Origin of the sequence: Streptomyces sp. NRRL S-244 (genome assembly GCF_000717915.1) — a bacterium.
In the GTDB taxonomy this organism is placed as follows: Bacteria; Actinomycetota; Actinomycetes; order Streptomycetales; family Streptomycetaceae; genus Streptomyces.
Map to the genome: position 1 here is coordinate 130,637 of NZ_JOCX01000002.1, position 11,081 is coordinate 141,717.

Below are 11,081 nucleotides of genomic sequence, written 5' to 3' on the forward strand. Positions count from 1 at the left end.
GGGGCCCTACGCTCCCGCTCCCGAGAGCATTCGAGCCCACATCTTCGGGAAGTCCGGCAGCGTCTTCGCGGTCGTCGCCACGTTCTCGATCTGCACGCCCTCCACCGCCAGGCCGATCACCGCGCCCGCGGTGGCCATCCGGTGGTCGTCGTAGGTGTGGAACACACCGCCGTGCAGCGGGCGCGGGCGGATGTGCAGGCCGTCGGCGGTCTCGGTGACCTCGCCGCCGAGACCGTTGATCTCCGCGGTCAGCGCCGCCAGCCGGTCCGTCTCGTGCAGCCGCAGGTGCGCGACCCCGCGCAGGGTGGACGGGGAGTCGGCCAGCGCCGCGACGGCCGCGATGCCGGGGGTGAGCTCGCCGACCTCGCCCAGGTCCACGTCGATGCCGTGGATCTTGCCGCTGCCCGTGAAGACCAGGCCCGCGTCGGTCAGCTCGCAGGAGCCGCCCATCTCCGTGAAGATCCGGCGCAGCTCGTCGCCGGGCTGCGTGGTGCGGCGCGGCCAGTCCCGGATGGTGACCGTACCGCCGGTGATCAGGGCCGCCGCCAGGAACGGCTGCGCGTTCGACAGGTCCGGCTCCACGACCACGTCACGGCCCAGCAGCGCGCTCGGCGCGACCCGCCACACGTTCGGCTCGCCGCCCGCCTCGGGGGTGTCGACCTGGGCGCCCGCCGCGCGCAGCATCTCCACCGTCATCCGGATGTGCGGCATCGACGGCAGGGTGGTGCCGGTGTGCCGGACCTCGACGCCCTGGTTGAAGCGCGGGCCCGACAGCAGCAGGGCCGAGACGAACTGCGAGGAGTTGGAGGCGTCGATCTCGACGACGCCGCCCTCCAGGGCCCCGCCGCCCTGGACGGTCAGCGGCAGCGCGCCGCGGCCGTCGTCGTCGATCCGGGCGCCGAGGGTGCGCAGGGCGCTGATGACCTGGCCGAGCGGGCGCTCGTAGGAGCGCGGGTCACCGTCGAAGCGGATGTCGCCGGCGGCCAGGGTGGCGACGGGCGGCAGGAAGCGCATGACCGTGCCCGCGTTGCCGACGTCGACGGTGGCCGGGCCGTGCAGCGCGGCCGGGATGACCCGCCAGGCCTCGCCGCCGGCGCCGTCGCCGGAGCTGGAGGAGGCGGTCTCCTCGATGCCGACGCCGAGCGCGCGCAGGGCGTCCGACATCAGCTGGGAGTCGCGCGAGCGCAGCGGGCGGCGTACCCAGCCCGGCTCGGCGGCGAGCGCGGCGAGGACGAGGGCGCGGTTGGTGACCGACTTCGACCCGGGCACGGTGACGGTGGCGTGGACGGTGCCGTCGGCGAGCGGAGCGGGCCAGAGGGCGTGGAGCGCGGGGGTCTCGGTCATGGCCCCCACTTTAGTGGCTCGCCCCGGACCCAGATCTTGATCGCACGCTGGTCTCGGAGGTTGGACGCGGAGGTCGGACCCGGAGGCCTGGCCCGGAGGTCGGACCCGCCGGTCGAACGCGGAGTCCGCCCCGGAGGTCTCAGAGGTCGAGGAGCCAGCGCCCGCCGCCGATCAGCGAGCACAGCGCGACGGCGTGGAACAGGAGCAGCCAGGCCACCGGGTGGACGTGCGTGAGCCGCCCCAGCTGGTCCGCGTCGGAATCGGGCGCCCCGCCGTGCCGGCGCTTGGCCCCCAGCTCGAAGACCGGCCGCACCCCGCCCAGCAGCAGGAACCACACCACCAGGTACGCGAAGGCCGCCTGGACCCCGGCCGGGGCGAGCCAGGAGACCAGGACGAACGCGGCGCCCGACAGCACCACCGTCAGGGCGCCGTACGCGTTCCGGATCATCACCAGCATCGCGAGCAGCAGCGCGGTGGCCGCCCACAGCAGCAGCGTGATCCGGTGGGCCGACAGCAGCGCGGCCCCGCCGAGCCCGAGCAGCGAGGGCGCCGTGTACCCGGCCGCGGCGGTCAGGATCATCCCGAGCCCGGTCGGCTTGCCGCGGCTGACGGTGACCCCGCTGGTGTCGGAGTGCAGCCGGATCCCGTCGAGGCGCCGCCCGGTCAGCAGCGCCAGCAGCCCGTGGCCGCCTTCGTGGGCGATGGTCACGGCGTTGCGGGACAGCCGCCACAGCGGGCGCGGTCCCACGGCGACCAGGGCGGCCACGCCCGTCACGATCACCAGCCACAGGGCCGGCGGGGTCTGTATGCCCGTGAGCCGGTCCCACAGGCCGGCGGTCGCGGTGGCGTCCATGGAGCTGTTCATGGAGTGGCGGACTCCTTGCGGTGGTGGGCGGGTGGGATGGCAGTCTGGCAGCCATGTGCGGACGGTATGCAGCGAGTCGTCGGCCGGAGGACCTGGTGGAGGCCTTCGGCATCGAGAAGTGGGAGCCCGAGGAGACCCTGGCCCCCGACTGGAACGTGGCGCCGACGAAGGAGGTCCACGTCGTCCTCGACCGTCCCGTGAAAGACGCCGCGGACCCGCGTCCGGTTCGTCAGCTGCGCACGGTGAAGTGGGGGCTCGTCCCCTCCTGGGCCAAGAACCCCGACGGCGCCGCCCGGATGATCAACGCCCGGTCCGAGACCGTGGCCGAGAAGCCCTCCTTCCGCCGCCCCTTCGCGCAGCGCCGCTGCATCGTCCCCGCCGACGGGTACTACGAGTGGGTCACCGCCCACGACGAGCGGCAGCTGGAGGTCGAGGGCAAGAAGAAGCGGGCCCGCAAACAGCCCTACTTCGTGCTCCCCGCCGACGGCTCCGTCTTCGCCATGGCCGGGATGTACGAGTTCTGGCGCGACCCGACGCTCCCCGGCGACCACCCGCAGGCCTGGTGGGCGACCTGCTCGGTGATCACCGCCGAGGCCGAGACCGGGCCGCTGGGCGTGGCCCCCGCCGAGGGGCCGGCCTCGCTCGCCGAGATCCACCCCCGGATGCCGCTGATGCTGACCCCGGACCGATGGGACGCCTGGCTGGACCCGGCCCGGACCGACACCGACGAGCTCCAGGCCCTGCTCGCGCCGCCGCCGGGCGGGCTGATGCGCGCGTACCCGGTGTCCACCGCCGTCAGCAACGTACGCAACAACGCGCCGGAGCTGCTCCACGAGCTGGCCGCGCCGGAGGAGGCCACGCTCTTCTAGCCGGTGTCCTGCGGATCAGCCCGGCCCGGGTCCCGGGCAGGATGGGTGCCATGACCACGCGTACGCGCACCGAGAGCGTCGACACCCCGGCGGGCGAGGCCCGCATCACCTGGCATCCCGTCCCCGCCCGTACGGCCGCCCGCCTGGTGCTGGCCGTCGGCCACGGCGCCGGCGGCGGGATCGAGGCTCGCGACCTCGTGGCCCTGGCCGCCGCCCTGCCCGCACACGGGGTCACCGTGGCGCTGGTCGAGCAGCCGTGGCGGGTCGCCGGGAAGAAGGTGGCCGCCGCGCCCAAGGTGCTGGACGAGGGCTGGCGGGGCCTGTGGCCCGCGCTGGCGAAGCCCGGACTGCCGGTGGTGGCGGGCGGCCGCAGCGCCGGGGCCCGGGTGGCCTGCCGGACCGCCGCCGAGCTGGGGGCCGCCGCGGTGCTGGCCCTGTCGTTCCCGCTGCACCCGCCGGGCCGGCCCGAGAAGTCCCGGGCCGCGGAGCTCACCGGCGCCGGGCGGCCCACCCTGGTGGTCCAGGGCGGCCGGGACCCCTTCGGACGGCCGGAGGAGTTCCCGCCGCCGACCGCGCAGGCACCGTACGAACTGGTGGAGGTCCCGCACGCCGATCACGGTTTCGCCGTGCCGAAGAAGGCGGACCTGACCCAGGACGAGGCCCTCGCGGTGATCACCGGGGCCGTCACCGCCTGGCTCGCCCGGCTGCCCCACTGATGACCGACCCGCGGGTGATCCGTATCACACCGCGGGTGCGCACCTGACACAGGCCGGGGACCCGGCCCCCGCCGGGGAATGCGCGGCCCGACCCTTCTGTTGTGCGGGATGTCAGAACGCACGGGATCAGTCGGAGGAGAGGGAGCGCATGACCCAGGTCATCAGCCAGCACCGTCCGCAGGCGGAGGGCCTGGACTGGACGGTCCTGCCCGCGCCCAAGCGCCGCCCGCTTCAGGCGGCGGAGGGCCGGGATGGTCGACTATTCTCCGATTCGAGCGGGTCCGCTTTCGGAGCCGTCACGCAGTCGGAGGAGGTGGGTCCTGTCGCTGGGACCGACGAAGGCCACGCGGAGGAGACGACCGCGGAGCGCAATGCGCGCTTCGAGAGGGACGCCCTCGGCTACCTCGACCAGATGTACTCGGCCGCGCTGCGCATGACGCGCAATCCGGCCGACGCCGAGGACCTGGTCCAGGAGACGTATGCGAAGGCATACGCGTCCTTCCACCAGTTCCGCGAGGGCACCAATCTCAAGGCGTGGCTCTACCGCATTCTGACCAACACGTTCATCAACTCCTACCGCAAGAAGCAGCGTGAGCCGCAGCGCAGCGCCGCGGAGGAGATCGAGGACTGGCAGCTGGCGCGCGCCGAGTCGCACATGTCGACGGGCCTTCGTTCCGCCGAATCGCAGGCGCTCGACCACCTGCCCGATTCGGATGTGAAGGAAGCGCTGCAAGCCATTCCGGAGGAGTTCCGCATCGCGGTCTATCTTGCCGACGTAGAGGGCTTTGCGTACAAGGAGATCGCGGACATCATGGGTACACCCATCGGTACGGTCATGTCGCGACTGCACCGTGGCCGCCGTCAACTCCGCGGAATGCTGGAGGACTATGCCCGTGAGCGCGGGCTGGTCCCCGCCGGCGCGGGAGAGTCGAACGACCTGAAAGGCTCGGGCTCATGAGCTGCGGAGAGCCGCACGAGACGGATTGCTCTGAGGTCCTGGACCACCTGTACGAGTTCCTGGACCACGAGATGCCGGACAGCGATTGCACGAAGTTCGAGACGCACTTCGGCGAATGCAATCCCTGCCTGGAGAAGTACGGCCTCGAACAGGCCGTCAAGAAGCTGGTGAAGCGCTGCTGCGGTTCGGACGACGTGCCGACCGACCTGCGCTCGAAGGTCATGGGACGGATCGAGCTGATCCGTTCCGGCCAGGCCGTCCCCGATCACGACGTGACCGCGGATCCCGCCACCGGCTGATCGAACAACCACCCCTGGAAGCCGATTCGTTCACTCGAAGGTGCTAATCCGGGGGTGCCCGTACGGCGCAATACGAAAATGTGGCCCCCTGTGCGAGGGGGCCCACTTATTCTCCCCAAGCGGTGTGTACGGCACAGGGGAGGAGAGCGCCATGCGGGTACTTCCACCGTCGGCGCGTCCCCGTCTCCTGTGGGCCGTCGTCCTCGGCGCCGTCCTCGCGGCATTCGCCTGCACCGCCCCGGCCTTCGCCGCTTCCGGCACCCCCTGGCCCGCCGTCGCGCTGCTCGCCTTCCTCTACCTCGGCTGCGAACTGGTCCGGATCTGCCCGCTGCCGGGCAACCGGGTCCGGGTTCCCGAGGGCATCGGCTCGTTCTTCCCCGTGCTGCTCGCCGCCGTCTTCCTGCTGCCGCCGGCCGCCGCCGCGCTCGTCGCCCTGCCCGGCGCCTTCGCCCAGGCGGTGGCGGGGCGGCCCGCCTGGGTCCGGCGCGTGTGGCACGCGGCGCAGCAGGCCGTCGCCGCCTGGGCCGCGGGGCGGACGTTCGGGCTGCTGGGCGGTGCTCCCTCGGCCGGCCGGCTCGCGGACTTCCCGTACGCGCTGCTGCCCGCGGCGGCCGCGGCCGCCGCCTTCTGCCTCGTACTGGCCGCCCTCGACGGGGGCGTGCTGGCGGCCGCCGAACGCCGGCCCCTGCGCAGGGCGTGGCGCGGACTGCTCACCCGCACCCTGGTCCCGCACTGCGTGCACGGTCTCGCCGGGCTGATGATGGCCGTGCTGTGGCGCAGCCCGTACGGGCTCCCGGCCGCGCTGCTCGTCTTGCTGCCGATGTACATCTCCTGCTGGGTCTTCGCCCAGTACCACCGCGAACGGGCCGCCCACCAGGCCACGATCCGGGCGCTCGTCCAGGCCGTCGAGCTCAAGGACCGCTATACGCGCGGCCACGGCGAGCGCGTCGGCCAGGCCTCCGCGATGATCGCCCGCGAGCTGGGCATGGACGGCGACCGGCTCGAAGTCGTCCGCATCGCCGGGATCCTGCACGACGTCGGCAAGATCGGCGTCCCGACCCGGCTCCTGCGCAAGGACGGCCCGCTGACCCCCGAGGAGCGGCGGGTCATCGAGCTGCATCCCGAGTACGGGCACGAGATGGTCCGCGGCATCGGTTTCCTGGGCGAGGCCCGGTCCGCGATCCTGCACCACCACGAGCGGGTCGACGGCTCCGGATATCCGTACGGGCTGACCGGCGAGCAGATCCCGGTGCCGGCCCGGGTGGTGGCGGTGGCCGACGCCTTCGACGCGATGACCTCGACCCGCTCGTACAGCCGGGCCCGGCCGGTGCCGGTGGCCCTGGCCGAGCTGGAGCGGTGCGCCGGGGCCCACTTCGACCCGGTGATGGTGCACGCGCTGGTCGAGGCGATCGGCCGGGACGGCTGGCACCCGGTGGTCACGGCGGACGAGGACGACCTCCAGGTGATCCCGGCCGGTTCCGCCCCCGGCCGGGCCGCGGCGGCAGCTCCCGCGGCCCCGGACCCCGGCGGGCCCGCGCTGTCCGGGCTCCCGGCCCAGGGCGCCCGGACGCGCGTACGGACCGTGGACCCGCGCAGCGGGCGGGAACCGGACGGCGGGGCCGGGGCGTGAGGGGCGCGGCGCTCCGGGGCGCGGTCGTGTGGGGGGTGCGCGGGGCCGCCGTGGTGCTCACCCTGGCCGGGCTCGGGCACACCCTGTGGAACGGCGTCGTCGAACCCGGCACCGCCCTGGCCTTCGGTGCCCTGATCGCCTGCGGCGAGCTCGCCCGCCGCGACGGCCGGGACGCCCGGGGGGTCCGGGAGGTGCGCGGCCCCCGTGACGCCCACGACCCCCGTGACACCTGGGACGCCTGGGGTGCCCGGGCCCCCGCGGCAGCCGCACCGGACGCGGCCGACGACCGCCGGCCCGCGCCGTTGGCCTTCGCCGGCGCCCTCGCGTACGCCCTGCTCGGCCCGGACGCCGCCGAGCCCACCCACCACGGGGTGCTCCAGATCGTCACGGTCGTCGCCGCCGCGGCGCTCGCCGGGATCGTCCCCCACATCGCCCGCGGCCGTGCTCCCGGCGCCGACCACCTGGCCCGCCGGGTCCTCACCGTCGCCTTCGCCGCCGTCTGTTTCCAGCCGCTCTACAATTCCGGCCGCCTGGAGCCCGGGATCGGGCAGGGTCCGTACCTCGTCCCCTTCCTGCTCCTCCTGCTCGGCCTCACCGCCCTGTGCGACGCCGTGCTCGCCGCCGCCCTGGCCCGCGCCCGCACGGGCTGGCCGTACGGGCCCCTGCTCCGCGACGAGCTGCGCGCCCGGCTCGGCATCGGCTCGGCGATCTGCGCCACCGGGGTCGTCATGGCCCTCGGGGTGGCCGTCGCCGGTCTGTGGGCCCTGCCCGTCTTCTGCGTACCGCTGCTGCTGACGCAGCTGTCCTTCCACCGGATCACCGCGATCCGCACCGCCTACCGCCAGACCATCACCTCCCTGGCCCGGGCCACCGAGGTCGCCGGGTACACCCGCCCCGGGCACTCCCGCCGGGTCGCCGCCCTGAGCTGCGCCGTCGGCCGGGAGCTGGGCCTGTCGGAGCGGGAGCTCACGGTGCTGGAGTACGCCGCCCTCATGCACGACATCGGCCAGCTCTCCCTCGTCGACCCGGTCCGGGCCGGGGCCACCGCCGGGCTCCCCGCCGCCGAGGCCCGCCGGATCGCCGCGCTCGGCGGGGACGTGGCCCGGCAGACCGGGGTGCCCGCCGAGGTGGCCGTCATCGTGGAGCGGCAGGCCGACCCGTACCGGGACCAGCCCGTCGCGGCGCGCATCGTACGGGCGGTCAACGCGTACGACGACCTGCTCGGCGGGGCCCGTCACCCGGGCGGCTCCCTCGCGGCCCTGGAGCAGCTGCGGCTGGGCACCGGGCGCGACTACCAGCCGGAGGTCGTGGAGTGTCTCGCAAGGGTTCTGGCCAGGGGCGGACGTGACAGAGTTGTTCCCGTCCCGCCTGGGTAACCCATGGGTAATGAGCGGCCGTCCGAGTGGGCATGGTTGGATGCCAGTAGGAGTGTCCGCAAGACTGCACCGTTGGACCGGCAGGCGGGAATCGTGAGGATCTTCGGGAAGGTACGGCATAGGCCCTCCGCCTCGTGGCGGCAGGCCACCGACCGCGCGTTCACGCTGATCGGCGACGGGCGGTACGAGGACGCGGGCGCGCTGCTGACCAGAGCCGCGGACCTGGAGCCCTGGCTGTCCGAGTCCTGGTTCAACCTCGCCCTGCTGCACAAGTTCCGGCACGACTGGGAGCAGGCGCGGGCCGCCGGACTGCGCGCCGTGGCCCTGCTGGACCGCGAGACCGGCGCCCCGGACTGGTGGAACGTCGGGATCGCCGCGACCGCGCTGCAGGACTGGCCACTGGCCCGCCGGGCCTGGCAGGCGTACGGGCTGAAGGTGCCCGGGGACCCGCACGGCTCGGGCACCCACCCCGCGAAGGGCAGCGGCGAACCGGTCGGCATGGAGCTCGGCAGCGCCGCCGTACGGCTGTCCCCCGAGGGGGAGGCCGAGGTGGTCTGGGGCCGCCGGCTGGACCCGGCCCGCATGGAGGTCCTGTCGATCCCGCTGCCCTCCTCGGGGCGGCGCTGGGGCGAGGTCGTCCTGCACGACGGGGTCCCGCACGGCGAGCGGGTCACCGCGGCCGGCCCCTCGTACCCGGTCTTCGACGAGATCGAGCTGTGGGCGCCCTCGCCGGTGCCGACCTGGGTGGTGCTGCTGGAGGCGGCGACCGAGGCGGACCGGGACGCGCTGGAGCAGCTGGCCTCGGACGCGGGCTTCGCCGCCGAGGACTGGTCGTCCTCGGTGCGGCTGCTGTGCCGGACCTGCTCGGAGAGCGTGATGCCGAGCGGCGAGGGCGACGGGGAGCAGCTGGACCCGCACGACCACAGCGAACCGGGGCATCCCGGACCGCTGGGCCACCGTACGAACGGTTCCGGCCCGCTGTGGGTGCCGGAGCGCGAATGCGGGATCGCGGCGCCGGCCGGCCTGGTGCGCGGACTGCTCGACGGCTGGGTCGCGGACAGCCCGGACACCCGTGAATGGCGGGATCTCGAAGAGGTCTGCTGACCCGGCACCGTAGGCTGTACCGGCACATTGTGAACGGGTGGACTTACGGAAGGCGTACGGCGGACATGGCGCAGCAGGAGAACGAGGTCGTCGAGATCGTCAACGACGGGTACGTCGTGGACACCGAGGACTGTGAGGCGCGCGAGCTCGCCCACCGCGAGCGCGGCACCGCCCGCCCGATCACGGTGGTCGGCAACCCCGTCCTGCACCGTGAGTGCAAGGACGTCACCGAGTTCGGCGACGAACTGGCGCAGCTGATCGACGACATGTTCGCCAGCCAGAAGGCCGCCGAGGGCGTGGGCCTGGCCGCCAACCAGATCGGCGTGGACGCCAAGGTCTTCGTCTACGACTGCCCGGACGACGACGGCGTGCGCCACACCGGTGTCGTGGTCAACCCGAAGCTGGTGGAGCTGCCGGCCGGCTCCCGCGTGCTCGACGACTCCAACGAGGGCTGCCTGTCGGTGCCGACCGCGTACGCCTCGCTGGCCCGCCCGGACTACGCCGAGGTGACCGGCCAGGACGCGCAGGGCAACCCGATCAAGGTGCGCGGCACGGGCTACTTCGCGCGCTGCCTCCAGCACGAGACGGACCACCTGTACGGGTACCTGTACATCGACCGCCTCTCGAAGCGGGACCGCAAGGACGCCCTCCGCCAGATGGAAGAGGGCACCCCGCGCTACGAGACCGTCCCCAACGCGTAGCCCGCGGGACGCGCTGCCCCCCCCGCGAAGCCGCCGGATCGGCGGGCGGGGGGCTACCCGCGGCCCAGGAGGGTCCGCAGGTCTTCCGGCAGGGGCATCGGGGTGAAGAGGCCCGCCGCCGTGCGGCCGGTGTTGCCGTACGGCACGCGCCCGGTCACCGACCCGGCCCCGGCCACCAGGATCCGCACCACCTGCCCCGCCGTCTCCGCCCGGTCCCGGCAGCGCACCGCGAGCCGGAACATGTGCCAGTGGGCACGGGTGTGGGGCCAGGCCCAGGCCTGGGAGATGATGTGCGCCCGCTCCAGGGCGGTCCACATGGCCCGGGTGTCGGGCGCGGCGGCGCGGGCGCGGCGCAGCTCGTCCTCGAAGGCCGTGCGGACGGCGGCCGGCATGGTCTTGCCCGTACAGGCGGCCACACACTTCTTGATCGCTTTTCTCATGCGTCCACGGTGCCGCCGCGGGGGCCGCCGGCGCTTGAACGAACCTGCTACATCCACTGGACGGTGCGGGTGAAGTCCGACGGCGCGATCCCGAACATCCGCCGCCACACGCGGCTCAAGTGCGCCCCGTCGGCGAAGCCCGCGCCGTGCGCCGCGTCCGTCAGGGAGTGCCCCCGGGAGGAGAGTTCGGCGGCCCGCATCAGCCGCAGCCACAGCACGTACGGCCGGAACGGCAGCCCGAGTTCCGCCCGGAACAGGTGCGCGAGGCGGCTCTCCGACAGGCACGCCACCTCGGCCGCCCGGGACAGCCGTACCGACTCCCGGCCGGGCAGCCACTCCAGCACCCGCGCCAGCCCCGGATGCGCCGCCGCGGCGGGCTGCGGCGCCCCGGGCAGTACGGCGTCCAGCGCACACGCCGCCGCGAAGGCGTCGGCGGGCAGCGCGTCGGCCGGTACGAGGTCCCCCGCGTCCCCCGCCAGCGCCGCGAGCCGGCGCCCCGCCGAGGAGAGCGGGTCGTAGTGCAGCACCACCCCGTGAGGCACCCCGCGCAGCACCGCGTGGCGCACCCCGGCCGGGACCACGTACGCCCGGCACCCGAAGGGTTCCCCGTCCGGTCCGGCCATCAGCAGCTCGTCCCCGCCCAGCGCGGCGATGACCTGCACGGAGTGGTGCGCGTGCACGCCGGCGGACCCGACGGCGCCCCCGTACAGCAGGCCCCCGGGCCGCAGCCGGGCCCGCCCCGCCCACCCGCCGCCGGTCATGCCCAAGGCTCCGGACAC

The 11,081-nt window shown here is 74.2% G+C and carries 12 protein-coding genes; 8 read left to right on the forward strand and 4 right to left on the reverse strand.

What is annotated here, in order from left to right:
- Positions 1-6 precede the first annotated feature (6 nt).
- Both aroA and IF02_RS0102870 read right to left on the reverse strand, forming a co-directional pair.
- On the reverse strand, positions 7-1,344 hold the full coding sequence (gene aroA, locus IF02_RS0102865; protein WP_030153549.1) for a 3-phosphoshikimate 1-carboxyvinyltransferase: 1,338 nt from the start codon (positions 1,342-1,344) through the stop codon (positions 7-9).
- Between the two features lie 139 nt (positions 1,345-1,483).
- Positions 1,484-2,197 (reverse strand): M50 family metallopeptidase, encoded by a 714-nt coding sequence (locus IF02_RS0102870; protein WP_030153550.1) that lies wholly within the window; start codon positions 2,195-2,197, stop codon positions 1,484-1,486.
- Positions 2,198-2,262: 65 nt separating this feature from the next.
- Here IF02_RS0102870 and IF02_RS0102875 point away from each other — a divergent pair, with 65 nt between their 5' ends.
- The 8 genes from IF02_RS0102875 (at position 2,263) to def (ending at position 9,862) form a co-directional block, all read left to right on the forward strand.
- Entirely contained in the window at positions 2,263-3,078 is an 816-nt protein-coding gene (locus IF02_RS0102875) for an SOS response-associated peptidase (protein ID WP_030153553.1), read from the forward strand.
- Between the two features lie 50 nt (positions 3,079-3,128).
- The gene (locus tag IF02_RS0102880; protein WP_030153555.1) at positions 3,129-3,794 is read left to right on the forward strand and encodes an alpha/beta family hydrolase; all 666 of its coding nucleotides are present in this window, start codon (positions 3,129-3,131) and stop codon (positions 3,792-3,794) included.
- A 313-nt stretch (positions 3,795-4,107) separates the two neighbouring features.
- On the forward strand, positions 4,108-4,752 hold the full coding sequence (locus IF02_RS0102885; protein WP_030153556.1) for a sigma-70 family RNA polymerase sigma factor: 645 nt from the start codon (positions 4,108-4,110) through the stop codon (positions 4,750-4,752).
- Positions 4,749-5,051, forward strand: coding sequence for a mycothiol system anti-sigma-R factor (gene rsrA, locus IF02_RS0102890; protein ID WP_030153557.1), 303 nt, complete (start codon positions 4,749-4,751; stop codon positions 5,049-5,051). The genes IF02_RS0102885 and rsrA overlap by 4 nt, the downstream gene beginning before the upstream one ends.
- Positions 5,052-5,202: 151 nt before the next feature.
- Complete coding sequence (locus IF02_RS0102895) at positions 5,203-6,681, forward strand: HD-GYP domain-containing protein (protein WP_078621830.1); 1,479 nt, start codon at positions 5,203-5,205, stop codon at positions 6,679-6,681.
- Positions 6,678-8,057 carry an HD-GYP domain-containing protein gene (locus IF02_RS0102900; RefSeq protein ID WP_051695572.1) on the forward strand — a complete coding sequence of 460 codons (1,380 nt, stop codon included), beginning with the start codon at positions 6,678-6,680 and terminating at the stop codon, positions 8,055-8,057. The genes IF02_RS0102895 and IF02_RS0102900 overlap by 4 nt, the downstream gene beginning before the upstream one ends.
- 93 nt (positions 8,058-8,150) lie before the next feature.
- Positions 8,151-9,161, forward strand: coding sequence for a tetratricopeptide repeat protein (locus IF02_RS0102905; RefSeq protein WP_030153561.1), 1,011 nt, complete (start codon positions 8,151-8,153; stop codon positions 9,159-9,161).
- A 65-nt stretch (positions 9,162-9,226) separates the two neighbouring features.
- A complete protein-coding gene (gene def, locus IF02_RS0102910) occupies positions 9,227-9,862 on the forward strand; it encodes a peptide deformylase (protein ID WP_030153563.1) in 636 nt (211 codons plus the stop codon).
- Positions 9,863-9,915: 53 nt separating this feature from the next.
- Here the strand turns inward: def and IF02_RS0102915 are convergent, their stop codons facing one another.
- Both IF02_RS0102915 and IF02_RS0102920 read right to left on the reverse strand, forming a co-directional pair.
- Positions 9,916-10,302 (reverse strand): DUF3703 domain-containing protein, encoded by a 387-nt coding sequence (locus IF02_RS0102915; protein WP_234318067.1) that lies wholly within the window; start codon positions 10,300-10,302, stop codon positions 9,916-9,918.
- A 47-nt stretch (positions 10,303-10,349) separates the two neighbouring features.
- Positions 10,350-11,063, reverse strand: a complete 714-nt coding sequence (locus IF02_RS0102920) for an AraC family transcriptional regulator (RefSeq protein ID WP_030153567.1) — start codon at positions 11,061-11,063, stop codon at positions 10,350-10,352.
- Positions 11,064-11,081: the final 18 nt, after the last annotated feature.

What these genes read in the sequence shown, in the direction of transcription:
- aroA (WP_030153549.1), bottom strand. Translation starts at nt 1,344, where the DNA reads ATGACCGAGACCCCCGCGCTCCACGCCCTCTGGCCCGCTCCGCTCGCC.
- IF02_RS0102880 (WP_030153555.1), top strand. Translation starts at nt 3,129, where the DNA reads ATGACCACGCGTACGCGCACCGAGAGCGTCGACACCCCGGCGGGCGAG.
- IF02_RS0102875 (WP_030153553.1), top strand. Translation starts at nt 2,263, where the DNA reads ATGTGCGGACGGTATGCAGCGAGTCGTCGGCCGGAGGACCTGGTGGAG.
- rsrA (WP_030153557.1), top strand. Translation starts at nt 4,749, where the DNA reads ATGAGCTGCGGAGAGCCGCACGAGACGGATTGCTCTGAGGTCCTGGAC.
- IF02_RS0102915 (WP_234318067.1), bottom strand. Translation starts at nt 10,302, where the DNA reads ATGAGAAAAGCGATCAAGAAGTGTGTGGCCGCCTGTACGGGCAAGACC.
- IF02_RS0102920 (WP_030153567.1), bottom strand. Translation starts at nt 11,063, where the DNA reads ATGACCGGCGGCGGGTGGGCGGGGCGGGCCCGGCTGCGGCCCGGGGGC.
- IF02_RS0102895 (WP_078621830.1), top strand. Translation starts at nt 5,203, where the DNA reads ATGCGGGTACTTCCACCGTCGGCGCGTCCCCGTCTCCTGTGGGCCGTC.
- IF02_RS0102870 (WP_030153550.1), bottom strand. Translation starts at nt 2,197, where the DNA reads ATGGACGCCACCGCGACCGCCGGCCTGTGGGACCGGCTCACGGGCATA.
- def (WP_030153563.1), top strand. Translation starts at nt 9,227, where the DNA reads ATGGCGCAGCAGGAGAACGAGGTCGTCGAGATCGTCAACGACGGGTAC.